23 protein-coding genes and 2 pseudogenes are annotated in these 25,119 nt (G+C 73.7%); 13 read left to right on the forward strand and 12 right to left on the reverse strand.

Annotated elements, in window-relative coordinates:
- The first annotated feature begins 35 nt into the window (after positions 1-35).
- Positions 36-1,250, forward strand: coding sequence for a geranylgeranyl reductase family protein (locus ACWC97_RS15485; RefSeq protein WP_385212645.1), 1,215 nt, complete (start codon positions 36-38; stop codon positions 1,248-1,250).
- 42 nt (positions 1,251-1,292) lie between these two features.
- Here the strand turns inward: ACWC97_RS15485 and ACWC97_RS15490 are convergent, their stop codons facing one another.
- Positions 1,293-1,745, reverse strand: coding sequence for a nitroreductase/quinone reductase family protein (locus tag ACWC97_RS15490; RefSeq protein ID WP_352281141.1), 453 nt, complete (start codon positions 1,743-1,745; stop codon positions 1,293-1,295).
- Between the two features lie 127 nt (positions 1,746-1,872).
- Between ACWC97_RS15490 and ACWC97_RS15495 the strand changes: the two genes are divergently transcribed.
- On the forward strand, positions 1,873-2,571 hold the full coding sequence (locus tag ACWC97_RS15495; protein WP_352281139.1) for a TetR/AcrR family transcriptional regulator: 699 nt from the start codon (positions 1,873-1,875) through the stop codon (positions 2,569-2,571).
- A 57-nt stretch (positions 2,572-2,628) separates the two neighbouring features.
- A pseudogene (locus ACWC97_RS15500) lies at positions 2,629-2,715 on the forward strand (DNA-binding response regulator); the annotation flags it as partial.
- A gap of 27 nt (positions 2,716-2,742) precedes the next feature.
- On the opposite strand, the gene ACWC97_RS15505 reads toward ACWC97_RS15500, so the two are convergent.
- Complete coding sequence (locus ACWC97_RS15505) at positions 2,743-3,954, reverse strand: MFS transporter (RefSeq protein ID WP_450649671.1); 1,212 nt, start codon at positions 3,952-3,954, stop codon at positions 2,743-2,745.
- A 109-nt stretch (positions 3,955-4,063) separates the two neighbouring features.
- Here ACWC97_RS15505 and ACWC97_RS15510 point away from each other — a divergent pair, with 109 nt between their 5' ends.
- Entirely contained in the window at positions 4,064-5,278 is a 1,215-nt protein-coding gene (locus ACWC97_RS15510) for an ROK family protein (protein WP_352277824.1), read from the forward strand.
- A gap of 282 nt (positions 5,279-5,560) precedes the next feature.
- Here the strand turns inward: ACWC97_RS15510 and ACWC97_RS15515 are convergent, their stop codons facing one another.
- Complete coding sequence (locus ACWC97_RS15515; RefSeq protein WP_385212638.1) at positions 5,561-6,082, reverse strand: ATP-binding protein; 522 nt, start codon at positions 6,080-6,082, stop codon at positions 5,561-5,563.
- Between the two features lie 185 nt (positions 6,083-6,267).
- Positions 6,268-6,585, reverse strand: a complete 318-nt coding sequence (locus ACWC97_RS15520) for a hypothetical protein (RefSeq protein WP_352277827.1) — start codon at positions 6,583-6,585, stop codon at positions 6,268-6,270.
- A 206-nt stretch (positions 6,586-6,791) separates the two neighbouring features.
- On the opposite strand from ACWC97_RS15520, the gene ACWC97_RS15525 reads away from it, so the two are divergent.
- Entirely contained in the window at positions 6,792-7,922 is a 1,131-nt protein-coding gene (locus ACWC97_RS15525; RefSeq protein WP_352277828.1) for an L-cysteine desulfhydrase Cds1, read from the forward strand.
- Positions 7,923-8,219: 297 nt separating this feature from the next.
- On the opposite strand, the pseudogene ACWC97_RS15530 reads toward ACWC97_RS15525, so the two are convergent.
- A pseudogene (locus tag ACWC97_RS15530) lies at positions 8,220-8,360 on the reverse strand (MerR family DNA-binding transcriptional regulator); the annotation flags it as partial.
- A 57-nt stretch (positions 8,361-8,417) separates the two neighbouring features.
- On the opposite strand from ACWC97_RS15530, the gene ACWC97_RS15535 reads away from it, so the two are divergent.
- Positions 8,418-8,984, forward strand: coding sequence for an RBBP9/YdeN family alpha/beta hydrolase (locus tag ACWC97_RS15535; protein WP_352277829.1), 567 nt, complete (start codon positions 8,418-8,420; stop codon positions 8,982-8,984).
- A 24-nt stretch (positions 8,985-9,008) separates the two neighbouring features.
- Here ACWC97_RS15535 and ACWC97_RS15540 read toward each other — a convergent pair whose 3' ends face one another.
- From ACWC97_RS15540 to ACWC97_RS15550, 3 genes are read right to left on the reverse strand one after another with little or no spacing between them, the layout of a single operon-like run.
- Positions 9,009-9,488 (reverse strand): SRPBCC family protein, encoded by a 480-nt coding sequence (locus tag ACWC97_RS15540; protein WP_450649675.1) that lies wholly within the window; start codon positions 9,486-9,488, stop codon positions 9,009-9,011.
- Between the two features lie 58 nt (positions 9,489-9,546).
- Positions 9,547-9,987, reverse strand: a complete 441-nt coding sequence (locus tag ACWC97_RS15545) for an SRPBCC family protein (protein ID WP_450649677.1) — start codon at positions 9,985-9,987, stop codon at positions 9,547-9,549.
- A 57-nt stretch (positions 9,988-10,044) separates the two neighbouring features.
- The gene (locus ACWC97_RS15550) at positions 10,045-10,881 is read right to left on the reverse strand and encodes a DeoR/GlpR family DNA-binding transcription regulator (protein ID WP_352277833.1); all 837 of its coding nucleotides are present in this window, start codon (positions 10,879-10,881) and stop codon (positions 10,045-10,047) included.
- Positions 10,882-11,066: 185 nt separating this feature from the next.
- On the opposite strand from ACWC97_RS15550, the gene ACWC97_RS15555 reads away from it, so the two are divergent.
- On the forward strand, positions 11,067-13,445 hold the full coding sequence (locus tag ACWC97_RS15555; protein ID WP_450649679.1) for a hypothetical protein: 2,379 nt from the start codon (positions 11,067-11,069) through the stop codon (positions 13,443-13,445).
- Here ACWC97_RS15555 and ACWC97_RS15560 read toward each other — a convergent pair.
- The 3 genes from ACWC97_RS15560 to ACWC97_RS15570 form a co-directional block, all read right to left on the reverse strand.
- Positions 13,415-15,850 (reverse strand): right-handed parallel beta-helix repeat-containing protein, encoded by a 2,436-nt coding sequence (locus tag ACWC97_RS15560; RefSeq protein WP_450649681.1) that lies wholly within the window; start codon positions 15,848-15,850, stop codon positions 13,415-13,417. The two genes, ACWC97_RS15555 and ACWC97_RS15560, sit on opposite strands and share 31 nt — an antisense overlap.
- Positions 15,851-16,003: 153 nt before the next feature.
- The gene (locus ACWC97_RS15565) at positions 16,004-16,603 is read right to left on the reverse strand and encodes an Rv1733c family protein (protein WP_385212623.1); all 600 of its coding nucleotides are present in this window, start codon (positions 16,601-16,603) and stop codon (positions 16,004-16,006) included.
- A gap of 263 nt (positions 16,604-16,866) precedes the next feature.
- Positions 16,867-17,367 (reverse strand): DUF6643 family protein, encoded by a 501-nt coding sequence (locus ACWC97_RS15570; protein WP_450649683.1) that lies wholly within the window; start codon positions 17,365-17,367, stop codon positions 16,867-16,869.
- A 311-nt stretch (positions 17,368-17,678) separates the two neighbouring features.
- Between ACWC97_RS15570 and ACWC97_RS15575 the strand changes: the two genes are divergently transcribed.
- The 3 genes from ACWC97_RS15575 to ACWC97_RS15585 all read left to right on the forward strand — a co-directional run bounded on the left by ACWC97_RS15575 (position 17,679) and on the right by ACWC97_RS15585 (position 20,780).
- A complete protein-coding gene (locus tag ACWC97_RS15575) occupies positions 17,679-18,320 on the forward strand; it encodes a nucleotidyltransferase domain-containing protein (protein ID WP_450649685.1) in 642 nt (213 codons plus the stop codon).
- Positions 18,321-18,358: 38 nt separating this feature from the next.
- On the forward strand, positions 18,359-19,099 hold the full coding sequence (locus ACWC97_RS15580) for a type 1 glutamine amidotransferase (protein WP_352277842.1): 741 nt from the start codon (positions 18,359-18,361) through the stop codon (positions 19,097-19,099).
- 310 nt (positions 19,100-19,409) lie between these two features.
- Positions 19,410-20,780 (forward strand): TerD family protein, encoded by a 1,371-nt coding sequence (locus tag ACWC97_RS15585; RefSeq protein ID WP_352277843.1) that lies wholly within the window; start codon positions 19,410-19,412, stop codon positions 20,778-20,780.
- A gap of 33 nt (positions 20,781-20,813) precedes the next feature.
- Here ACWC97_RS15585 and ACWC97_RS15590 read toward each other — a convergent pair whose 3' ends face one another.
- Entirely contained in the window at positions 20,814-21,986 is a 1,173-nt protein-coding gene (locus ACWC97_RS15590) for a glycosyltransferase (RefSeq protein ID WP_352277844.1), read from the reverse strand.
- A 58-nt stretch (positions 21,987-22,044) separates the two neighbouring features.
- Between ACWC97_RS15590 and ACWC97_RS15595 the strand changes: the two genes are divergently transcribed.
- The 3 genes from ACWC97_RS15595 (at position 22,045) to lnt (ending at position 25,107) form a co-directional block, all read left to right on the forward strand.
- The gene (locus ACWC97_RS15595; protein WP_352277846.1) at positions 22,045-22,833 is read left to right on the forward strand and encodes a glutamate racemase; all 789 of its coding nucleotides are present in this window, start codon (positions 22,045-22,047) and stop codon (positions 22,831-22,833) included.
- Positions 22,834-22,892: 59 nt separating this feature from the next.
- Positions 22,893-23,456, forward strand: coding sequence for a hypothetical protein (locus ACWC97_RS15600; RefSeq protein ID WP_352277848.1), 564 nt, complete (start codon positions 22,893-22,895; stop codon positions 23,454-23,456).
- Positions 23,457-23,520: 64 nt separating this feature from the next.
- Positions 23,521-25,107: an apolipoprotein N-acyltransferase gene (lnt, locus tag ACWC97_RS15605; protein ID WP_450649689.1), complete on the forward strand. Its 1,587-nt coding sequence runs from the start codon at positions 23,521-23,523 to the stop codon at positions 25,105-25,107.
- Positions 25,108-25,119: the final 12 nt, after the last annotated feature.

Raw genomic sequence — 25,119 nt, forward strand, 5'->3', positions numbered from 1 at the left:
TGGGCCACTGGTGGGATCGGGAGCAGAAGCACATCGTGAGCAGCGAGAACGCAGACGCCGTACAGGAGCACGAAGAGTCGTCCGTGTGGGACGTCGTCGTAGTCGGCGGCGGACCGGCCGGGGCCTCGGCGGCCTACGCGGCGGCAGTCGCCGGTCGGCGGGTCCTGCTTCTGGAGAAGGCGGAGCTTCCCCGGTACAAGACATGCGGTGGCGGCATCATCGGTTTTTCGCGCGATTCGCTGCCGCCCGGGTTCGAACTCCCGCTGCGGGACCGGATCCACGCGGTCACCTTCTCGCTCAACGGCCGTCTGGCGCGGACCCGCCGCTCCAAGCGGATGCTCTTCGGGCTCATCAACCGCCCCGAGTTCGACGCCGGCCTGGTCGAGGAGGCGCAGAAGGCGGGAGCCGAGCTGCGCACCGGCGCGACGGTGACGCGGGTGGAGCAGCACGGTGCCGCGGTGCCCGACCGGCGCACGGTCGCCGTGGTGCTGTCCGGCGGTGAGACGGTGCTGGCCCGCGCGGTCGTCGGCGCCGACGGGAGCGCGGGGCGGATAGGAGCCCATGTCGGCGTCAAGCTCGACCAGGTGGACCTCGGCCTGGAGGCGGAGATCCCGGTCCCGCCCACGGTCGCGGAGGACTGGGCCGGCCGGGTGCTCATCGACTGGGGCCCGCTGCCCGGCAGTTACGGCTGGGTGTTCCCCAAGGGCGACGTGCTGACCGTCGGCGTGATCTCGGCGCGCGGCGAGGGCGCGGCCACCAAGCGGTACCTGGAGGACTTCATCGCCCGGCTCGGTCTCGCGGGCTTCGAGCCGAAGATCTCCTCCGGCCATCTGACCCGCTGCCGCAGCGACGACTCGCCGCTCTCCCGGGGCCGGGTCCTGGTCTGCGGCGACGCGGCGGGGCTGCTGGAGCCGTGGACCCGCGAGGGAATCTCCTTCGCCCTGCGGTCGGGGCGGCTGGCCGGTGAATGGGCGGTCCGGATCGCGGAGTCGCACGACGCGGTGGACGCCCGTCGCCAGGCGCTGAACTACGCGTTCGCCATCAAGGCCGGCCTCGGTGTCGAGATGGGCGTCGGGCGGCGGATGCTGAAGCTGTTCGAACGCCGTCCCGGAGTGCTGCACGCCGTGCTGACGGGTTTCCGTCCCGCCTGGAACGCGTTCGCCGGGATCACCCGGGGCACGACCTCGCTCGGCGAGCTGGTCCGTACGCACCCGCTGGCGCAGCGCGCCCTGTCCGCGATGGACCGTTAGCCCCGGCCCCGTTCGTCGGCCCCGGCCCGTTCGGGCGTACGGTCACCGCTCCACGGCGATCCGGAAGACGGGGTGGTCCGGGCAGGCCGCCAGCAGTTCGGCGTCCGAGGACTGCGCCGTGATGCCCTTGAAGTAGTCCTTGACCTCCCAGCCCCAGCGTTCCAGGTAGGCGCGGACGACGAGCGCCTTGTGCTCGTCGTCCGCGATCTCCACGGCTGTGAACGCGTGGACCTTCCGGCCCACCCGCAGTTCGCCGCCGCCGGCCGCGCGCATGTTGCGCACCCACTGGGAGTGGCCCCGCGCGGAGACCAGGTACCGCGCGCCCTCGTACGTGTGCGGGTTCACCGGGATGCGCTGCATCTGCCCGCTCCTGCGGCCGGGTACCGACAGCTCGGCCGAGCCGAAGAGGCTGAGACCCCGGCGGGCGAGCCAGCCGATCAGGCCGTTCATCCGGACGTTCATCGCGCTGCCACGGAGGTAGTACGGCTGGGACATGGGGACTCCTCGACTTCTTGAGAGCGGTGCTCTCGCTTGAGATCAGTGTGCACGAGCGGGGTACCGTAAAGCAAGAGCACTGCTCTCGTTCTTGGTCGGTGCTCTTCCTCCATGGCAGACTGGAGGCATGAGCACTGTCCGAGGAGTCAGGGAACGCGCCCGCGCGGAGATCACCGCGGCGATCAAGGACGAGGCGAAGAGACAGCTCGCCGCCGAGGGCGCCGCGAAGCTCTCGCTGCGCGCCGTCGCGCGCGAGCTGGGCATGGCCTCGTCCGCCCTCTACCGTTACTTCCCCAGCCGGGACGAGCTGCTCACCGCCCTGATCGTCGACGCGTACGACTCCGTGGGAGGGGCCGCCGAAGCCGCCCACCGCGCCGCCCTCGCCGAGGACGCCCCGCATCTCGCACGCTGGCTCGCGGTCACCCGGGCGGTGCGCGGCTGGGCCCTGGCCCACCCCCACGAGTACGCCCTGATCTACGGCTCGCCCGTGCCCGGCTACACCGCGCCCCAGGCCACGATCGGCCCCGCCGCCCGGGTCGGCCTCGTCCTGATCGCCGTGGTCGCGGACGCCCACCGCGCGGGCGAGCTGGCCCCGCCGCCGCTCGCCGGTGATCTGCGCGCCGAAGCGGAACGGCAGGTCGCGGACATCGCCCCCGACCTGCCCCCTCAGGCCGTGGTCCCGTTGATCGCCGCGTGGTCGCAGCTGTTCGGGCTGGTCTCCTTCGAGATCTTCGGCCAGTTCCACCGGGTGGTGGACGACCGGGAGGTCTTCTTCCGGGAGGCCGTCACCGCACTCGCCCGTACGGTCGGCCTGCCCGGCGCCTGAACGGTCCGGCCGGAGGGCCGCCCGCGCGGGCGGCCCTCCGGCCGGACCGGCTCACCGGAACGGGAGCGTGAGGTGAGGGCGCTCGTCAAGAGGGGGTTCTCCAACGAGGAGATCGCCCGGCGGCTGGTGGTCGGCCCGCTCACGGTGCCGGGCCGTGGACGGTGCGCGTGTTCAGCCGTGCGTCGCGCCGCGTGCCCCGTATCCCAGCGCCGCCGCCGCGACGGCCAGCACCGCCACCGTGGTGAGGGCCACCGGGAGCGAGGACCATTCGGCCAGGAAGCCGATGGCGGGCGGCCCGAGCAGCATCCCGCCGTAGCCGAGCGTCGATGCGGCGGCCACCCCGCCGGGCCCGGCCAGTGCACCGGCCCGGCCGACCGCGACCGGGAAGATGTTGGCCAGACCGATACCGGTGACCGCGAAGCCGAGCAGTACCGCCCACGTGCTGGGCGCGAGCGCGCCGAGCAGCATTCCCGCCGCGGCGGTCGAGCCGCCCATGACCAGGGTGCGGGTCTGGCCGAGCCGCTCCAGCAACGCCGTGCCGCTCAGCCGCCCCGCCGTCATCGCCAGCGCGAACAGGGAGTAGCCCGCGGCGGCCACGCCGGGGTGGGCGTGCAGGTCCTGCTCCAGGTGGAGGGCGCCCCAGTCGGCCAGCGCGCCCTCGCCGTACGCCGTGCAGAGCGCGATCACGCCGAACAGCAGCACCAGGCGCCTGGTCCGCCCGCTCATCCCGGGCGCACCGGACCCGGTCGCCCCGGCCACGGGCGGTGGCGCCGGACGGCTCAGCAGCACCGGCCCGGCCACCGCGGTGACCAGCAGCCCGATCACGGTGAGGGCGAGGAGGTGGGTGGCGGGGGAGAGGCCGCCCGCGACCAGCCCGCCGAGCCCGGCGCCGACCATCCCGCCGAGGCTGAACGCGGCGTGGAAGCCAGGCATCACGGGGCGCCGCAGGGCGGCCACCAGATCGACCGCCGCACTGTTCATCGCCACGTTCATCCCGCCGTACGCGGCGCCGAAGAGCAGCAGCACCAGCCCGAGCGAGAGAGCCGAACGCGTCTGTGCGGGCAGCGCGATGGCGAGCGGGAGCAGGACACCGCAGGCCACGGTCACCGGATGGCTGCCGAAGCGGCGGCAGAGCCGCCCGGTGAACATCATGGTCACCACGGCCCCGGCGGACACCCCGAGCAGGGCGAGCCCCAGCGTGGCGGCGGAGGCGCCGGTCTGCTGCTTGATCGCGGGGATGCGGACCACCCAGCCGGCGAAGAGGAAGCCGTCGAGGGCGAAGAAGAGGGTCAGGGCAGTACGGAGACGGGGCGGGGGAGGCACGGCGGGGTCACCGCCGGGGTCCCCCGGAAGAGCCGTCCGCAGTTTGTTTAGTTGCGGCACAAATTGAGGATAGGGGCGCCCCGGCGGTCGACGCAAGGCGGCTGCGGGCAGCCTCCCGGCGCCACCGGGGGGTCCGGTGCGGCCCGGGAATCATGGGAGACTCGCCCCCATGAACGGCAAGGTGTCCACCACCCGGACGAAGTTGGAGAGGGGCCGCAGCGCGCTCGGACCCGCGCTGGAGCTGGTCCACACGGGACGCGCGCCCACCCGCGCCGTGCTCACCTCCGAGCTCGGCGTCACCCGGGCGACGGCCGGTGCGGTCGCCGCCGAACTGGAGGCGCTCGGCCTGATCCGGGTCGACTCCCGGCCGGGCTCCGCCGCCGGATCGCAGGGCCGCCCCTCGCACCGGCTGGCGGTACGGGAGGACGGGCCCGTGGTCATCGCCGCCCAGGTGCACGCCGACGGGTTCCGGTCCGCCCTCGTCGGGCTCGGCGGCCGGCTCGTGGCCACCGCCCCGGGCCGTGTCGCCGTCACCGCCGATCCGGCCCAGGTCATCGGCGAAGTGGTCGACGAATGCGCCCGGTTGCTGCGCGACAGCGGACTGCGCTGCGTCGGCGCGGGCCTCGCGGTCCCCTCGGCGGTCGCGGAGCCGGAGGGCACCGCGCTCAACCCGCTGCACATCGCCTGGCCGGCCGGTGCCCCGGTCCGCGAGATCTTCGCCGACCGGGTGCGGGCGTCGGGCATCCCCGGCCCCGCGTTCACCGGCAACGACGTCAACCTCGCCGCCCTCGCCGAGCACCGGCACGGCGCGGGGCGCGGCGCCCGGCACCTGCTGTGCGTGGCCACCGGCCACCGGGGCGTGGGCGGCGCCCTGGTCCTCGACGGCCGCCTGCACACCGGGAGTTCGGGGCTCGCGCTGGAGGTCGGCCACCTCACGGTCCACCCCGACGGCCGCCCCTGCCACTGCGGCGGACGCGGCTGCCTGGACGTGGAGACGGACCCGCTGGCCTTCCTGCTCGCCGCCCGTCGCGACCCCGGCCCGGAGGAGTCGCTGCTCAAGCAGGCGGGCGACCTGCTCCGCACGGAGTACGAGGACGCGGCGGTACGGGGGGCGGCCGAGGAACTGATCGACCGGCTCGGCCTCGGGCTCGCCGGACTGGTCAACATCCTCAACCCGGACCGCATCGTCCTCGGCGGCCTGTACCGTGCCCTGCTCGACGCCGACCCGGAACGGCTGCGTGCGGTGGTCGCCGACCGGAGCCTGTGGGGCCGCAGCGGCAGTGTGCCCATCCTGCCGTGCACGCTCGACCACAACAGCCTGGTCGGCGCGGCCGAACTGGCCTGGCAGCCGGTGCTGGACGACCCGCTGACCGTGCTGGCCTGACCCGGCCCCGCCGGGGTGGTCCCGAGGGGGAACCCGTACGGCCATCGGCGGTACGACGGCACCGCACCCGCTCCGGGCGAGGCTCGGGAGTGCCGGGAGCCCCGGCCGCGCCACCCGAACCGACGCGCCGACCCGGCCGGACCGGCGCCGATCGCCCTGCTCCCCGGCGCTTCGCGGCCGGGGAGACCGGCCAGGACGAGTACGGGCGCCGGCTCTCCGTCCTGGACGAACGGTTCGGCCGGGGCAACGGCAGCGGAAGCACGGCCTGATCGTCGCGACGGGTCAGCCGACCGCCACGGACCGCTCGGTGGACGGCGCACGGCTCCCCAGGTCCATGGCGGGACCCAGCGCGAAGGGGCCGTCGGTGGTCGCTCCGTACACCGGGCCGGATGGCGGGGCGGTGAGGAAGGGCGGGGCCGGAAGGGTGAACCAGACCACCTTCCCGGCTCCGCCGCTCGGCCGGACCCCCCAGCTCTCGCTGACGGCGGCGATCAGCGCGAGCCCACGTCCCGAGGTGCTGGACATGCTGGGCGGGCGCACGGTCGGCAGCCTCGGATCGTGGTCGTGGACGGACACCATGAGCCGTTCGAGCAGCAGCTCGATCTCGACGGTGCACGACTTGTCCGGCTGGGCGTGCCGGTGGACGTTGGTCAGCAGCTCGGTGACGCCGAGTGCGGCTTGGTCGATCAAGGGTTCGAGATGCCAGGAGCGCAACTGCGCCGAGACGATTCTGCGGACCTGGCCGATCCGCGACGGCAGGGCCTGGAGCTCCACCGTGCAGTGCCTGCTTGGGTCGGTGATCACGACTGCGACTCCCCGAAAGAGGTCCGGAAGAAGACGAAGAAACGGATCCAGCAGTTGGCGGCTGCTGATGTGGTGCCGGCGGAGCGTCCTACCGTCACCGCCGGTGAACCGTGAGTGACGTGTTCAATGTCACTCAGGGGTCACCGCTCCGCAACTCGCGGCCTTCCGGCGCCGCGGGGCCCGCGTCAGGTCGTCCGGCCGCCCGCGCTGCGCAGCGTCTCCAGGAACCGGCGGGCCGGTCCGGTCCGGTCCGGCCCGTGGTTGCGCTGTCCCATCGTGAGCCGGTAGCGCGTCCCGTTGAGGCGGGCCACCGTGGCGTCGGACCCGGCGAACCAGGGCCGACCTGCGCTGACGGTGCCCACCGGGGCGCTGTCGATCTCCCGGCCGTTGCTGGTCAGCAGTGCGAGTCTGCCGTCCTTGACGACCACCTGTCCGGCCCGCGTGAGCGAACGGGCCCACCGCTCGATGCGGACTCCCGTCGCGCTGAACTCCGTTTCCTTCATGACTGCTTCGCCCCCTTCATGACACCTCTGATGGGCAGTCTGCACAATGCCGGGCCAGGACGCCAGGCCGCGTGCGGGCCGGGTGTCCCGGCCGTCACGGCCCGGGGGTCCAAGGCAGTGCTATGACCTGTCAAAGTGAACGTTTTTGCAGGTGGGGAGGGTAGGTTGCGGGAGACGGCGACAGCGGCACGAGGAGGAACGGGCTGATGGGCACCAAGACGCACGAGCACGCCGGACGGGTCGTGGAGACGGTCGACGTCGACCGCTCCGACGCCGAGTACCGGGCCTGGCTCAAGGAGGCGGTACGCAAGGTCCAGGCCGACGCCAACCGGTCCGCCGACACCCATCTGCTGCGCTTCCCGCTGCCCGAGGCGTGGGGCATCGACCTCTACCTCAAGGACGAGTCGACGCACCCCACCGGCAGCCTCAAGCACCGGCTGGCCCGCTCACTCTTCCTGTACGGGCTCTGCAACGGCTGGATCCGGCCGGGCAAGCCGGTGATCGAGGCGTCCAGCGGCTCCACCGCCGTCTCGGAGGCGTACTTCGCCAAGCTGATCGGCGTCCCGTTCGTCGCCGTGATGCCCCGCACCACCAGCCCCGAGAAGTGCCGGCTGATCGAATTCCACGGCGGCCGATGTCACTTCGTCGACGACTCCCGGAAGATGTACGAGGAGTCCGCCAGGCTCGCCGCGGAGACCGGCGGGCACTACATGGACCAGTTCACCTACGCCGAGCGGGCCACCGACTGGCGCGGCAACAACAACATCGCCGAATCGATCTACCAGCAGATGAGGCTGGAGCGCTATCCGGAGCCGACCTGGATCGTCGCCACGGCCGGAACCGGCGGCACCTCCGCGACCATCGCCCGCTACGTGCACTACATGCAGTTCGACACCCGGATCTGCGTCCCCGACCCGGAGAACTCCTGCTTCTTCGACGGCTGGACCCACCACGACCCCCTGGCCACCAGCGACTGCGGCTCCCGGATCGAGGGCATCGGCCGCCCCCGGATGGAGCCGAGCTTCGTGCCCGGGGCGATCGACCGGATGATGAAGGTGCCGGACGCCGCGAGCGTCGCCGCCGTACGCGCCCTGGAGCGGGCCATCGGCCGCAAGGCGGGCGGCTCCACCGGCACCGGGCTCTGGAGCGCGTTCACGCTGGTCGCCGAGATGGTTCGACAGGGCGCCACCGGCAGTGTCGTCACCCTGATCTGCGACCCCGGCGACCGCTACCTCGACAAGTACTACTCCGACGACTGGCTCGCCGAACAGGGCCTGGACATCGCCCCGTACGCGGCGACCATCGACTCCTTCCTGGCCGACGGCGACTGGCCCTGACCGGTCGGCCGCCCTCTCGGTGTGGCTCCGTCCCCGGAGGTCCGGCCCGGCCGGCCCGGGGCCGTCGGGTCGTTCGCCAAGCTGCTGCCCGCCGGCGGACAGGAGCGCGGACAGGCGCTCGCGGGTCCGGCGGAGGCCGTCCCGCTGGGCGTCGATGCGCCCGGCCAGGGCCTCCAGCTCGGCCCGGAGCGCCGGGCACATCTCCAGCGGGGCCTCCTCGCCGTCCGGGCGGAGGCAGTCCAGGTAGCGGCCGATCGCCTCCGTTCCCAGGCCCGCGTCGATCATCGTCCTGATCCGCGCCACCCGGTCGACGTCGGTGTCGGAGTAGATCCGGTAGCCGTTGCTGTCGCGAGCCGGGACCAGCAGCCCGCGGTCCTCGTAGTGGCGCAGCGCGCGCGGGCTCACCCCGGTCCGCTCGGCGAGTCCGCCTATGAGCACGGCTCCTCCTCGGTGACTTGACCTTCACGCCGACGTGAAGCCGTACCGTCCGGCGTCATGACACACACCTCAACCGAACGGCGCGCCTCGATCATCCACGGCTACGGCGCGACCCCCGAGGACCACTGGTTCGGCCGGCTGGCCGGGCAGTTCGAAGCCGATGGCATCCGCACGGCGGTCCCCGCCCTCCCGGACTCCGGGGCCCCGGACCCCGACCGCTGGGTGGCGGCCGCCGGAGCCGCCCTGGGCACGCCGGACGCGGGCTCGATCGTGGTGGCGCACAGCCTCGGCTGCGTCACGGTCCTGCGGCATCTCGGCTCACTGACCGGGCCGTGGCGCCTGGGCGCGCTGGTGCTGGTCGCGGGGTTCGTCGACCGGCTGCCGGACCTCCCGGAGCTGGACGTCCATGTCGACGGGGTGCCGGACCCGACGGGGATCGGCGGCCATGTCGACCGGCTCACCGTCCTGCGGTCGGACGCCGACCCGATCGTGCCGACCGGCCACACCGACCGCCTCGCCGGCCTCCTGGGCGTGTCCGCGCTGGTGGTCCCCGGCGCCGGGCACTTCCTCGCCTCCGACGGCGTGACGTCGCTCGACGAGGCGCGGACGGCCGCCCTGGGGTGACCGTCCGCACCGCGGGGGCGTCCGCTACGCGACGGCCCCCGCCAGCCGCCGGTCGAGAGCGCGCACCGCCTCCCGGAAGGCCCGGCCCACCCCCGGCCGGGCCAGCCGCATGAGCAGCCGGTAGGGCGCCGGACCGTCCACGGCGAACGTCCATTGCACCCGGGTGCCCGTACCCGCCGGAGTCAGCCGCCACTCCTCCAGCAACGCCCGTACGGCGGGCGCGTTGACCAGGTCGGCCCGGTAGGCGTACCGCTCGCCGGGCTCCGCCGCCATGATCGTCTCGTGGGCGGTGAAGCCGCCCTTGAGCCGGACCACGCGGCCATCGCCGTCCGGGGTGGGGCGGGCGGACGTCACCGCCGTGAACCATTCGGGCCAGCCCGGCACGTCGTCGGCGAGCGCGCGGTACACCGCCTCCGGGGGCGCGGACACCCCGGCGGAGAAGACCAGCCGCACCGGGGCGGTGTCGATGAATTCCAGCTCCACGGAACGGAGTCGGCGCGGCATGGAACGTACCTCCCGTGCGGTCGTGGGCCCGGTCGGCCACACCATAGCTGACGCGATATCAGATGTCTTGTGCCAGAAGGCCGTCGAGGACCCGGCCGAAGACCCGGCGCCCCGCGCGGGCGAGCGCCGGATCGCACCACCGGGGCAGCGGACGCACGGTCAGCTCCTCCACCCACACCACATGCGAACCGGACCCCGTCGGGGACACCTCGATCGATGCCCGGCCCCGCACCAGCGCACCGCGCTTCTCCAGCCGGCACGACCCCGCCCGCCCGGCGACGGGCGGCACCCACCGCACCACTTCCATCGGATCGTCGAACGCCAGCGGCCCCAGCCCGGTACGCGCCACGAAGACCGTACCGACCCCGGTCGGCGAATCCTCCGCGACCGTGATCCCGGTCAGCGGGACATGCGCGGCGTGCCGCTCCCAGTCCGTCACCCGGCGCCAGGACTCGGCGGCGGGAAGTGAGGTGAAGCGCTCGATCCGGAAGACGGCCATCCCGTGATTCTACGGAGTGTCCGACAAGTCCGGTACGCACCCCGCCGGGGGCGGGGATCAGGCGCCGTCGTCCGGGCCCCGCCCCGCCACCACCAGTCCCGGCAGATGCTCCTCGATCTCCGCCCGGGCGGCGGCCGACAGTCCCGCGTCCGTCACGAACGTGTCCACCTGCTCCAGCGCCGCGAACGAACTCAGACCCACCGTCCCCCACTTGGTGTGGTCGGCGACCACCACGACCCGCCGCGCCGACTGGACGAACCGGCGGTTGGTCTCCGCCTCCGCCAGGTTCGGCGTCGACAGCCCGGCCTCCACGGAGATCCCATGGACCCCCAGGAACAGCACGTCGAAGTGGAGGGAGGCGATCGCCTGGTCCGCGACCGGACCGACCAACGAGTCCGAGGGCGTCCGCACCCCGCCGGTGAGCACCACCGTGGCCGCCCCGGGCCGCGCCCCGGACGTCCCCGACGGCCGCTGCGCGGTGTGGAAGACATCGGCGACCCGCACCGAGTTGGTCACCACCGTCAGATCGGGCACCTCCAGCAACCGCTGGGCCAGGGCGAACGTCGTCGTACCGCCGGAGAGCGCGATGGCGCTGCCCGGCACCGCCATGGCGGCGGCCACCCGCGCGATGTCCTCCTTGGCCGTCAGCTCCAGCGCCGACTTCGCCTCGAAACCCGGCTCGTGCGTACTGGCCTCGACCACCGGCACGGCCCCGCCGTGCACCTTCTCGACGACCCCCTGGCGGGCCAGCGCGTCCAGGTCACGGCGCACCGTCATGTCGGAGACATTGAGCCTGCGCGTCAACTCGTTGACCCGGACCCCGCCGCGCCTGCGTACCTCGTCGAGGATCAGCGCACGCCGCTGCTCCGCGAGCAGGTTCTGGTTCTCGCTCAACGCCGGTCCGCCCCTTTCCTCCGTGGCCGTGCGGCGGTCATGTCGAACGGGGTCATCCTGCCACGCGGTGTGGTCCACCGCCGCACTGGGGAGATTCCGTGAGAGCGGCGCGGACACCGGCCCCTTCCACGATCCTGGTGACACCGCGTCAACACCCCCCATGAACCAGAGAGCGAGTCACCCTCGTGCCACCTGCCTCCCAGGCCCCGCAGAGTCCGGGGCCCGCGCTGGAACTGCTGGTCCACGGGGTGGGCGGCACCACCCCCCAGGAGATGCTCGACGATCCGCGCACGGTCCGGATCACCGGCGACGCGACCGCCGCCATCTACCGGCGGGCCGAGGACACCGACGCCGAACAGCACCCGGAGCGCTACCGCGACCGCCCCATCCCCGAGGCGTACTGCTGGTCCAACCTGACCTCGGGCAACGGCTCCCGGGCCCTGTGGCTGCTGCTGCTCCCCTTCATGGTGGTCAACCTCGCCCACTGGATGCGCCCCACCGCCCGCGCCCGCACCCGGGCGGTGCGCCTGTACGGGGTGGTCGTCCGGCTCGTCGCGCTCAGCCTCACCGCACTGCTCACCGCGGCCGCCTGCGAGGTGGCGCTCGACCTGGTGGCCTGGCAGTGCGCGGGGGTCCCGGCCTGCTCCGACCAGCGCTCCTGGCTCGGCTTCCTCTCCACCGCCCAGGGCGGCTGGTGGTCCCAGCCGGGCCGCCGGCTCGCCCTCGCCGCCGTGGTGCCCACCGCCCTGGTGATGCTCCTGTGGTTCCTCTCCAACCGCACCTGGAGCGCGTACGAATCGCAGCGCACCCTCACCGGCTCGGCCCCCGACGACGACACCTACGACTCCGGCGCCGGCACGCCCTCCGGCGTCCCCGCCCTCGCCCGGCCCGGATTCTGGTACGGCCGCCGGCTGGTCGCCCGGCTGCGCGCCGCGCACACCGCCGCCGGCTTCCTGACCGTCGCCGCGTCGGTCGCGGGCGCCGCGGCCCGTCACGACCGCTCCGTCGCGAGCCCCGTGCCGGGCTTCGTCGGCCGGCTGATCGAGGCGACGCTGCTGCTCTGCGGGTTCGTGGTGGTCTGGGTGGTCTGCCGCCGGGGCCGCAGCGAACGGCGCCTGGACAACAAGCTCGACCGCGCCCTCATCACCCACCTGCCCGGCGTCGCGCTGGCCCTGCTCGTCCTCTCCGCCGCGTACGCCGCCTGGTCCCGCCCCGGCTGGGTCTCCTCCGGCACCCTCCCGGGCGACTTCGCCTTCAGCTTCCTCGCCATCGGCCAGGGAACCCTCGTCGTGGTGCTCGCCGCCGTCTCGCTGGGCCTCTACCACCGCACCCCCGAAGCCCGCACCGTCCTGTACGGACTGGGCGGCCCGGTGGTCGCCATGCTCGCCTGCGCCCTCGGCGGGGTGATGAGCGGCGGAGTCTCCCAGCGCGTCGCCGACTGGCTCGACGGCCCCGGCACCCCCGGCATGGGCAAGGGCTCCGTCATCCCCGGACCGCCCGTCCTGCTCAGCTGGCAGGCATCGATCATCCCGGTGCTCCTGGTGCTGCTCGCCCTGCCCACCCTGTTCCTGCTGGCACGGACCTGGCGCACCGCCCGCGCCATGGAGCCCGGGATCGACCGGGAGTACGCCGAGGGCCGGCCGGAGCCCGCCCGTACCCGGCAGATCGCCCGCGTCCGGGCCGCCGCGGGGCTCACCGACTCCGTGGCCTGGATGCTCGGCCCCCTCTGCGGGGCCGCCCTGCTGCTCGGCGCCGGGGCGGTCCTCGGCGCCTGGGCGACCGGGGAGGTCCCCGGGCTCGCCATGAAGGGCAGCGGCGCGTTTCTCGAATCCCTCGCCGACGCCGCCCAGTCCACCGGTTCCTGGATGGTCGGACTCGGCTTCATCCTCTTCGTCACCTGGGGCCGCCGCGCCTACCGCGACGCCTCCGCCCGGCGCACCATCGGCATCCTCTGGGACGTCGGCACGTTCTGGCCGCGCGCCGCCCACCCCTTCGCCCCGCCCTGCTACGCCGAGCGCGCCGTCCCCGACCTGGCCTCGCGGATGTCCGGCTGGACCGGACTGACCCACGGCAGGCTCGTCATCTCCGGGCACTCCCAGGGCAGTGTGCTGGCCGCGTCCGCGGTCTGGCAGCTGCCCGCCCACACCCGCGGACGGGTCGCCCTGCTCACCTACGGCTCACCGATCGAGCGGCTGTACGGGCGTTGGTTCCCGGCCTACTTCGGGACCGGGCCGATGCAGGTGCTGCACCGGTCCGTGCACTGCTGGCGCAACCTGTGGCGGGCCACCGACCCGATCGGCGGCCGGGTCCGCCTCGACGACGTCACCGGCCCCGAGGTGGACCGAGGTCCGCTGCGCGACCCCCTGGTCTACGGCCGGACCCCGGAGCATCCGCTGCCCGAGGCGATCCTCGGGCACGGCGACTACCAGGCCGACCCGGTCTTCGCCGAGGAACGGGCCGCGCTGCTGGAGCGCCTCGACCCGGTCGTTCCCCGGCAGGCGGCCGGGGCGGACGGGGCAGGAGCGCCGCAGGGTCAGGGAAGTTCCGGCAAGTCCTCCGGGTAGAGCAGGGTGAGGTCGTCGGTGCTCACCTCGTCGAGCTGGGCGACCCGTCCCGCGTGCCGCTCCACCATCGACTCGAAGGTCTGGCGCGCGGTGCGGCCGTTGCCGAACGCCGGCCCCTTGGGAAGCTCGGTGAAGTACTTCAGCAACGCCTCCCCGGTCCCGGAGGCCAGACGGTACTCGTGCTCGTCGGCCTGCTGTCCGACGATCCGCAGCAGCTCGGCGGGCTCGTAGTCGCTGAACGTGATGGTCCGGGAGAAACGGGACGCCACACCGGGATTGACGGTCAGGAACCGCTCCATCTCGTGGGTGTACCCGGCGACGATCACGACCACCGCGTCCCGGTGGTCCTCCATCAGCTTCACCAGGGTGTCGATCGCCTCCCGGCCGAAGTCCCGGCCGGAGTCCTCGGGCGACAGGGCGTACGCCTCGTCGACGAACAGCACCCCGCCACGCGCCCGGTCGAACGCCTCCTGGGTACGGATCGCGGTCGAGCCGATGTGCTCACCGACCAGGTCGACCCGGGACACCTCGACCAGATGGCCCCGCTCCAGCACCCCGAGCGAGGCGAGGATCTCGCCGTAGAGCCGGGCCACGGTGGTCTTGCCGGTGCCGGGGGAGCCGGTGAAGACCAGATGGCGCCGGACCGACGCGGCCTTCAGCCCGGCCTCCTGACGGCGCCGGCCCACCTCGATCATGTCGGTGAGGGCCCGCACCTCGCGCTTGACGCTGTCCAGGCCCACCAGCGCGTCCAGCTCCGCCAGCACCGCGTCCGAGGGGCGCGCGGGAGCCTCGGGTGTCCCGGCCGGGGCGGGCTCCACCGCACGCTGGCCGGGAACCCCGCCGAGCAGCCCGGGGGAGGACTGGGTGGCCGTCAGTACGGTGGGCGCCGGGGGAGCGGAGGAGCGCAGCGCGCTCTCGTCGCTCGTGCAGTCCTCCACCACCGGGCCGGTCCCCTGGCCGTCGCCACGGGTGACGGGCGGCTCGGCGAACTCGTACCCGCCGCGGGCGCACCGCTCGGTCCGGCAGCGGGTCAGCGTCGTACGGCAGCCGTCCATCACATGGAATCCGTAGCCGTCGCTCCCGGTGACCCGGCAGCCGTTGAACGTGCCGCGGCCCTCGGCGGAGACGTAGAAACCGGCCTCGGCGGGCGAGGTGACCGTGCAGCGCTCGATCGTCGGGTCGGCGCCCTTGGTGACGATCACGCCGGTCTGGACGGTGTCGACGGTGCAGTTGTTCAGCGTGCCGCCGCTGCCGTGGTCGCGGAACCAGGCACCGGTGGACGTCTCGCGGATGCGGCAGTCGTCGAGTTGCGCGGTGGCCCCGTCGCTCACCGACACGGCGGTGTTGCGGACCTGGGAGAGATCGCTGTCGACGACGTCGGCGCGCGAGCCCCGGTCGAGGACGAAGAGGGCGTCCGGCACGTCGTGGACCCGGCACGAGTCCAGTATCACCGTCGCCCCGTCGCTCACCCAGACGGCGGGGTAGTCGCCCGTACTGTCGTGGATCTCGCACTGGTTGGCGTCGACCCGGGTGCCGGGATCCCAGACCGAGAGGCCGTTGCGGCCGAAGCGGCGCACCGTGGACCGGGTCAGGGTGAGCACCGAACGGGACCGCAGGTCGACCGCGTTCTCCGGGATGTCGTGGATGTCGCAGTCGGCCAGCGTCAGTACGGCGTCGGTGTCGAGCGTCACCCCGTCCGCGGACGTGCGGTGCACCGTGCAGTCGGTGAGATGGGCGGACGCCCGGGAGGTGACCTGGACACCGCTGCCCTTGATCTCGTACACCTCGCAGCCGAAGCCCTCCAGGCCGCTGCCCTCCCCGGTGACGCTCAGCCCCGCGCCCGAGGCGTGGTGGATCCGGCAGCGCTCCAGCCGGGGGTGTGCGCCGTCGCGCACCGAGACGCCGGACTGCCCGGCGGAGACCACCTCGCACTCCTCGAACACACCGCCCGCCCCGTCGAGTACGGCGAGACCGGCACCGGCGGGATTGTCGACGGTGCACCGGCGCACGGTCGGACGGGCGGCCCCGCGTACCTCGATCCCGGCGGCGGAGCGGGTGACGATCCGCAGGTCCGCGATCTCCGGCGCCCCGTCCTCGATCAGCAGCGCGGGCGCCGTCGAGTCCTGGCCCTCCACATGGATGTCCGAGACGACGGCGGAGGCGCGGACGGTCAGCGGCACACCGTCGACCGGCGCGATCCGCACGGAGCCGACCGAGCCCTCGGTGCCGCGCAGGGTCACCGCGCGGTGCAGGACCAGATTCTCCCGGTAGGTGCCCGGCGAGACGGTGAGGACGTCCCCGTCGGCCGCGGCCTCCAGGGCCGCGGTGAGGGAGGGGTACTCGCCTGTGCGGCGCCGCCACCGCGAAGTTCCGGTGTGTGTCACCTGGACCGTGCCCTGTGCCATGGCGCTGTTGTGTCCCCACCTCGTGCGTGCCTGATGCCCTGGTCACCGGCCTCGCGGCAGCGGTGGGTCCCCGGGACCGCCCACCGGGAAACCGGGCGGGCCGGTCCACCGTAGCGCGCGCGGCGGGCGGGAGTTGCCCCGATCAGCAGCCGATCAACTGCCGGTACCGGTCCTGCCCCAGTCCGGACCGGTGCTGGCCCACTCCTGGTCGATCCGGTCGTACCGCGCCTTCTTCAGACGACGGACGATCAGCTGCCGGACCCCCTCGACCGCGCCGGCCGCCAGCAGCCCGGCACCGATCCCCGCCAGCACCGCGTGGGCGCGGGCGGTGGCCGCGTCCATCGGACGGGGGACGGGGCGGCCCGCGTCGTCCGTCCAGATCTCCACCCGGGCGCCGGGGGCGGTCCGCCGGGATTCGATCGTCACGGTGCCCTGCCGCTCCGTGCCGTCGGGGGACCGCCAGCGCGCCACCACCGAGGACGGCAGGGTGTGCCGCGGGGCCGTCTCGGGGTCGGAGGGAAAGCGGGGGCCCTGCGGCGACCGGCGCACCACGACCGCGGTGGTGGCATGACGTCCGGCCCGCTGCGCCCGCGCCGACTCCTGCAGGGCGTCGTCCGTCCGCGCCCCGCACGCCCAGCCCAGCGCGGGCGCCGCCAGCACCATCAGGAGCAGCGAGGCCAGGGCCGTCCACGCCTCGCGCCGGTCCGTGGCACGGCGCAGCGAATTGTGCCGCCAACGCCAGACACCCGTCACCGCTCGCACTGTCCACGCCCCCTTCCGTATCCGTCTTAGCCCGGTACGGGATGCTTCATGCGCGGAGGAAGGGGCGAGAATGAGCCCTCTCTCCGCTCGGCGTGCGGAGCTCCCCCGCCCCGCGGCCCGGCTGACGAACCGTCCACTGACGCCCCATCCACTGACGCTCCGTCTGCTGACGGCCCATCCGGTACGGGACACGGAAGCCGCCGCCGAGTCCCCATGGCCCGGCGGCGGCTCCGTACGACGGTGCATGTCCCGGTTCAGTACCCCCGGCCCTGGTAGGGGCGGTTGTACGGGTCCTCGTAGGGCGAGGGGGCCGGGCGGGGTGCCGGGGCGGGCGCGGGGCGCGGCGCCGCCGGGCGCATCGCCTCGTAGCCGGTACCGGGCGCGGGGCGCTGCGGCTGCTGGGGATGGGGCGCCGGGTAGCCGCCGCGGGCCGCGGCGGGCTGCTGCGGGATGTACGGCGCCGGGGCGTGCTGCAACGGCGCGGGCGGCGCGGGCGCGTACCCCTGCGGGGGCGCGGGCTGAGGATAGCCGTACGACGGCGCGGGCGGGGTGGGGGTGGGGGCCGCGGGAAGAGCCGGCAGCGCCGCCGGGAGGGCGGGCAGATAGCTGTTGCCGGTGTCGTAGGCGGCCGGGACTCGGATCGGAGCGATCTGAGGAGTGCCCCGCTCCGCGACCAGGGAGTCGTAGATCGGAGTGTCGGGGAACGACGGTGCGGCGTAGTAGCCGCCGTCGAAGGTGGAGCGGGGGGACGTCATGACACCTAAGTTAAGCCCACGATGTGCCGGTTGGGGAGTCCCCATCTCGGGGGCATCCGATTTACGCTGATTCTGTCGGCGCGAGCCGCTGTAAAGATTGCTAAATCCGCTGTGAACACGAGGTCATTTCCGGTGGTGGGCGCGATGGTTCACGAGAAGTGGCCGCCGGGCCGCAAAGGGTGACATCCGCGTGGCGGTGCCCGGAGCGGAGATCGTCGGCCCGGAACGCTTTCGCCGGGCCGGTTAAATGCGGGATAAGGGTTCCGTCGGTGAAATTTCCGCGCGGCAAGTGCCACCAGTATCTTGGGTCGATGACCGAACTACCGCCGCCCGGCGGCACCGTGGCCGACTTGGACGAAGTGGAGGCCCGCTGGGCGGGTGCCTGGCGGCCGGAGCGGATCACGGAGCGGTTGCGCGGAATCGATACCCCGTGGTGCGTCGCGGCGGGATGGGCGCTGGATCTCTTCCGCGGGGAGCGAACACGGGCGCACGGCGATCTGGAGATCGCGGTGCCCGCCGCGGATTTCCCCGGGATTCGGGACCGATTCCCCGATCTTGTCTTCGACGCGGTCGGCTGGGGGCGGATCTGGGAAGAGGCGGGAGCCGGGGTTCTGGCGGCCACGCATCAGACGTGGGCGCGGGATCCGGAGACCGGCCGGTTCCTGTTCGACGTGTTCCGCGAGCCGCACGACGGCGGTATGTGGATCTGCCGCCGCGACCCGGAACTGCGGCTGCCCTACGACGAGATCATCGAGTGCACACCGGACGGCATCCCTTATCTGGCACCCGAAGCCGTGCTGCTCTTCAAGGCGAAGGCGGCGCGGCCCAAGGACCGGGCGGACTTCCGCGGAGTGCTGCCGCTGCTGGACCGGGCGCGACGGTACCGCCTGAGCGCCTGGCTGGAACGCGTCCATCCCGGGCACGTATGGCTGACGGAGCTGACGGAACGGTAGTCGGAGCCACGCGACGGACGACGGCGAGGAGCGGCACGATGAAGGACACCGGCACGACGGCCACGGCCCTGGTGGTGCAGCACGACTCCGGAGGCGGCCTCGGCCGCTGGGCCGCCTGGCTGGCGGAGCGGGGCGTCACGGCACGGGTGGTCCGGGCCCACGAGGGCGACCCGCTTCCGGACCGGCTGGAGGATTCCGCGCTCATCGTGCTCGGCGGAGCCTTCCTCCCCGACGACGACGTCCGCGCGCCCTGGCTGCCCGCGACCCGGGAGCTGGTGCGGCAGGCCCTCGCCGTACGGACGCCGGTGTTCGGCATCTGCCTCGGGGGCCAGTTGCTCGCCCAGGTCGCCGGTGGCGAGGTGCGCGGCAACCACGGAACGCCCGAGTTCGGCAGCACCCGGCTCGACCTGCGGCCCGAGGCGGCCGACGATCCGCTGTTCCACGGACTTCCCGCACACCTCTCGGCCATCGAGAACCACGTCGACGCCGTCACCGCGCTCCCCGCCGGCGCCCACTGGCTGGCCCGCAGCGAGGACTGCCCCTACCAGGCGTTCAGGATCGGCTCCGCGGCGTGGGGCGTGCAGTTCCATCCGGAGACCACCGCCGAACGGATCCGCGGCTGGAACCGCGACCGCCTGCACCGCAACGGCGCGCCGGACCCGGAGACCCTGCATGCCCGGGCGGTGCGGGACGAGCCCGGGTCCACCGCCACCTGGCGCACCGTCGCCCACCGCTTCGCCGACCTCGCGGCCGGGGCGGCCCCCGGCCCGGCGGCGTGACCAGGTGACGGGTACCGCGTCGACGCCGTGGAACACGTCGGCCGAGCACGCTCTCGTCGGGAAAGCCGGGCGGCGGGTCGGCGGAACCGCGAGGGGGCACGCGGTACTTCTCCCGAAGACCGGCCCCGTGTGCGGGGCGGGCCGCGCCGGACCCGCCGGGAACACCCGATCGGAAGACCGGAGCGGACCGGGGAGGCTCCGGACCCCGCGCGGACGGACGGGTCGTCGGGCCGGCCCGGTCTCCGCGCCCCGTGCGCCCGCCCGGCGGGTTAGGTTTGCGGGGAAGAGATTGTGGACCGAGGGACTCGCGATGGGGGCGAGCATGACCATGCTAAAAGGGGCCAATGTTCCGGTGCCGGCCCAGGCCGTGCGGGTCGAACTGGGGTGGCGTACCGCCCCGGGCACACCGGACGTCGACGGCTCGGCGCTCCTTCTCGTGTCGGGAAAGGTGCGCGGCGACGCCGACTTCGTCTTCTACAACCAGCCCTCGCACGCCTCCGGTGCGGTGCGCCACGAGGGCAAGCGCCCGTCCGCGGAGGGAATGACGGACAACCTCGCGGTCGATCTCGCCCGCGTCGAACCGGCCATCGACCGGGTGGTCCTGGCGGCCTCCGCGGACGGCGGCGCCTTCGGCCGGGTGTCCGGGCTGTACGTACGGATCACGGACGCGGCGAACGGCGGGGAGATCGCGCGCTTCGACAGCGCGGACGCCACGGTCGAGACCGCATTCATCCTCGGTGAGCTCTACCGCCGCCAGGGCGCCTGGAAGTTCCGGGCCGTCGGCCAGGGGTACGACACCGGCCTCGCGGGTCTCGCGACCGACTTCGGGATCTCCGTCGACGAACCGCAGCAGCCGCCCCGGCCGCCCCGGCCGCCGCAGTCTCCCTCGTACCCGCCGCCGCCCCAGTCCCAGCAGCCTCAGGCATACCAGCCGTACGCACAGCCCCAGCCGCCCCAGCCGTCCTGGGCTTCCCAGCAGACGCAGAGCGCGACCATGCCTCCCGCCCCGCCCGTCCCGCCGGCTCCGCCGGCCGCCGCCCCGGTACGCCTCTCCAAGGTGACGCTCACCAAGGAGGCGCCGCGGGTCTCCCTCGCCAAGCAGGGCGGCACGTCGGGGGCGCTCCGCGTCAACCTCAACTGGGAGGTGCGCAAGCAGTTCAAGGGCTGGGGGAGCAAGCTCGGCCGGGCCATCGCCCAGCACGCGGACCTCGATCTCGACCTCTGCGCCCTCTACGAGCTCACCGACGGCAGCAAGGGCGTCGTCCAGGCCCTGGGGAACGCCTTCGGCGCCCTCCACCAGCCCCCGTACATCCATCTCGACGGGGACGACCGGACCGGTGCCGTGGCCACCGGTGAGAACCTCACCGTCAACCTCGACCACATGGACAGGCTCCGCCGCGTCCTGATCTTCGTCACCATCTACGAGGGCGCCCGGAGCTTCGCCGATCTCCACGCGACCGTCACGCTCCAGCCGCAGCACGGCGCGCCGATCGACTTCTCGCTCGACGAGTGCACCGTCCCGTCCACCGTCTGCGCCCTGGCCCTGCTGACGAACAACGGGGGAGACCTCACCGTCCAGCGCGAGGCCCGCTATCTCGTCCCCGAGCGCGGAGTGAGCCCGCAGCGCACCATCGACCACGCCTACGGGTGGGGCATGAACTGGACCCCCGGCCGCAAGTGACGCCGGCGGGGCCGGTCCGCCGCCGGCCCCCGCTCACGGCTCCGGCGCGGCCTCGGGACGGGCGTACGTACGCCCCTTCCAGGCCGCGCCCCGGCCCCGGTAGTGCCGCACCGCCGAGTCGACCGTCATCAGCAGGTAGAGCAGGGCGGTGAACGGCAGCAGCGGCGCCCACCACGGCGACTGCCGGTAGTAGCGGAGCATCGGGAGGTACGTCCCGGCCATCACCGCCCACGCCAGACCGCCCGCGCACGCCGCCACCGGGTCCCCGCCCAGCAGCCCGGCGGCCAGCGCCAGCGGCGGCGCGAGATAGACCAGCGCCAGCCCCAGCACCGTCCCCACCAGCAGCGGCGGGCTGTGCCGCAGCTGCGCGTACGCGCTCCGCGCCACCATCCGCCACAGATCCCCGAGCCGGGGATACGGCCGCACACTGTCCACCCGCTCGGCGAGCCCCAGCCAGATCCGTCCCCCGCTGCGCTGCACCGCCCGCGCCAGCGAGACATCGTCGATCACCGCCTGCCGGATCGACTCCGGCACCCGGGCCCGCTCCGCGGCCCCGGTCCGCAGCAGGACACAGCCACCGGCCGCGGCGGCCGTCCGCGCCCCGGCCCGGTTCACCCACCGGAACGGGTAGAGCTGCGAGAAGAAGTAGACGAAGGCCGGGACGACCAGCCGTTCCCACCCGCTCGACACCCGCAGCCGGGCCATCTGCGAGACCAGGTCGTAGCCGCCGGACTCGGCGGCGGCGACCAGCTCGCGCAGACTGTCCGGCTCGTGCGCGATGTCGGCGTCCGTCAGCAGCAGGTACGCCGGCCTGCGCAGCCGGGCGCGGGCGATCCCGTGCCGCACCGCCCAGAGCTTGCCCGTCCAGCCCGGCTCGGGCTCACCCGGCGACAGCACCGACACCGGCAGCCCGCCGTACCGGACGGACAGCGCGCGGGCGACGTCGCCCGTACCGTCCGTACTGCAGTCGTCGACGAGGAAGACCTCCGCACGCCCCGGGTAGTCCTGCGCCAGCAGGGACGGAAGGGTCACCGGCAGCATGTCGGCCTCGTCACGTGCGGGCACCACGACGGCGACGGACGGCCAGCGTCCGGGGTCCTCACGACGGGGCAGCCGCTGGCCGGTCAGCCAGAAGAACCCCTGTCCCAGCAGCAGCCACACCCATGCGGCCAGCGAACCCACGGCGATCCAGGCAACGGCGCTCATTCGCCGCAGTCTGCCCCACCCGGACGTAACCGCACGAGCCGTCGACTATGGTGACCGGGTGAAGATCGCGCTCATGGACTCGGGAATCGGCCTCCTCGCGGCGGCCGCCGCGGTGCGCCGGCTGAGGCCCGACGCCGATCTGGTGCTGTCCTCCGACGCCCCCGAGCACACGCCCTGGGGACCGCGTACGCCCGAGTACGTGACCGCCCACGCGCTGGACGTCGCCCGCGCGGCCGCCGCCCACCGGCCGGACGCACTGATCGTCGCCTGCAACACCGCCTCCGTTCACGCCCTGCCCGCGCTCCGCGCCGCGTTCGAGCCCGCGCTGCCGGTCATCGGCACCGTCCCCGCGATCAAGCCGTCCGTCGCCACGGGCGGTCCCGTCGCGATCTGGGCGACGCCCGCCACCACCGGCAGCCCGTACCAGCGCCGGCTCATCGCGGAATTCGCCGGCGCCGTCGACGTCACCGAGGTGCCCTGCCCGGGTCTCGCCGACGCCGTGCAGGAGGCCGACGAGGCCGCGATCGACCGCGCGGTCGCCGCTGCCGCCGCCCACACCCCGCCCGACGTGCGGGCCGTGGTCCTCGGCTGCACCCACTACGAGCTGGTCGGCGAGCGCATCCGCGCCGCCGTGGGGCGGCCCGGCCTGCCGCCCGTCGCGCTGTACGGATCGGCCGGGGCCGTCGCCGCCCAGGCGCTGCGCCGGATCGGGGCCGAACCCGCTCCGTCGGCCGAATCCTCCGGACGCGTCTCGGTGCTCGTCGGCGGAGACCTCACCGACCTCCCCGAGGCCGCGCCCGCCTACCCGGAAGGGCGTCTGCTGGGAGCCGTCAGCCCGGTCCGCTGACCCGGTGCGGGCCGTTCGACCCCTGCCCGGCGTGCGGATTCCTGAGTACGCTGCTGGACATGAGGGACGACTCCCGCGAATCCCGTCACAACGGAACAGATCCCCACCCCGCCGTCTGGACCGGCCGGGCCACCAACCGCGCCCAGTGGGTCCTCGCGGCCGGGGGAGCCGCCTGCCTGGCGCTCGGCGTCCAGCTGGCCGTGAGCTCCAACTGGACCTCCGGGGTCGCCCCCCTGCTGATGTCCGTGATCGGCTGCGTCGCCGCCGGACTCCTCATGCTGTTCGGCACCCTCGCCTTCGTGAACGTGGCCGTCCGGATCGACGGGGACGCCCTGGAGGTGCGCTGCGGCCACATGGGCCTGCCCCGGCGCCGGATCCTGCTGACCCAGGTGGTCGGCGCCGAGTTCGCCCCCGAGGTCACCCCGCGCCAGTGGGGCGGCTGGGGGTACCGCTGGCGCCCCGAGCAGGGCACGGCCGTGGTGGTCCGCCGGGGCGAGGGGCTGGTGCTCCGGCTCGGCGACGGCCGGACGTTCACCATCACGGTCGACGACGCCGAGGCGGGCGTCCGGTTCATCCGCGAACGCCTGCGGCTGACCACGGGCGGCGCGACGGCCGGAGCCTGACCAGGGGCACTTCCTGCCGGGAGGGGCTCCCGGGCGCACAGCCAGCCACCGTAGACTCCGCCGGGTGAGCGCCACCATCACCCCCGTCGGAGCCGCGCAGCCGGTTCCCTCCACCGTCTCCCGGCGACAGCGCCTGGTGCGACCCGCCGCCGCAGTGATCGCGGGCGTGCTGCTCTATCTGAGCTTCCCGCCCCGCCCCCTGTGGTGGCTGGTCCTGCCCGGGTTCGCCCTGCTCGGCTGGGTGCTGCACGGCCGACGGCTGCGCGCCGGGTTCGGGCTCGGTCTCCTCGCCGGCCTCGGCTTCATGCTGCCGCTGCTGCACTGGACGGGCGAGGACGTCGGCCCCGTGCCCTGGCTGGCCCTCGCCACCGCCGAGGCACTCTTCATCGCGGTCGGCTGCCTCGGGATCGCCGCCGTCAGCCGGCTCGCCTGCTGGCCGCTGTGGGCCGCCGCCGTCTGGGCGCTCGACGAGGCCATCCGGGCCCGGGTGCCGTTCGGCGGCTTCCCCTGGGGGAAGATCGCGTTCGGCCAGGCGGACAGCGTGTTCCTGCCACTGGCCGCCCTGGGCGGCACCCCGCTGCTCTCCTTCGCGGTGGTGCTGTGCGGCTTCGGCCTCTGCGAGGCGGTGCTCCGCTTCCGGGCGTACCGGGCGACCGGGACCGTGCCGCGCGGAGCCGTGGTCGCCGCGGCCGCGGCCGTGCTCGTCCCCGTGGCCGGGGCCTTCGCCGCACTGCCGCTGGTCGACGACTCCGCCGAGGACGGCACCGCGACCGTCGCCGCGATCCAGGGGAACGTGCCCCGGCTCGGGCTCGACTTCAACGCCCAGCGCCGCGCCGTCCTCGACAACCACGTACGCCGCACCGAGCAGCTCGCCCGGGAGGTGAAGCAGGGCAAGGCCCCCCAGCCCGACTTCGTCCTGTGGCCCGAGAACTCCTCCGACCTCGACCCCTACCGCAACGCCGACGCCCGCATCCTGATCGACGAGGCGGTCAAGGCGATCGGCGCGCCCACCGTGATCGGGGCGGTCGTCGAGCCCGACACCGGGAACCTGCGCAACACCCTCATCCAGTGGAACCCGGGCAAGGGCCCGGTCGACACCTACGACAAGCGCCACATCCAGCCGTTCGGCGAGTACATGCCGATGCGGTCCGTCGCCCGGGTCTTCAGCTCGGACGTGGACCGGGTGCAGCGCGAGTTCGGTCCCGGCAGGAAGGTCGGCGTCTTCGACCTGGCGGGCACCAGCGTCGGGCTCGTGACCTGCTACGAGGCCGCGTTCGACGACGCCGTACGGGACACCGTCATGCACGGCGGCCAGCTGATCGCCGTACCCAGCAACAACGCCACCTTCGGCCGCAGCGAGATGACCTACCAGCAGCTGGCCATGTCCCGGGTGCGGGCCGTCGAACACAGCAGGTCCGTCGTCGTCCCCGTCACCAGCGGGGTCAGCGCGGTGATCCGCCCGGACGGGACGATCGTCCGGCAGACGGAGCAGTTCACCCCGGACGCGCTCGTGGACAAGGTGCCGCTGCGCTCCTCGCTGACGCCCGCGACCCGGATGGGGCCGCTTCCCGAGGGCGTCCTCGTCCTGATCGCCGCGGCCGGGCTCGGCCTGGTCGCCCTGCGCGCGGTCCGCGCCCGGAGCACCCGGTGACCGGCAGCCGCA

It is taken from the genome of Streptomyces sp. NPDC001108, assembly GCF_053598535.1.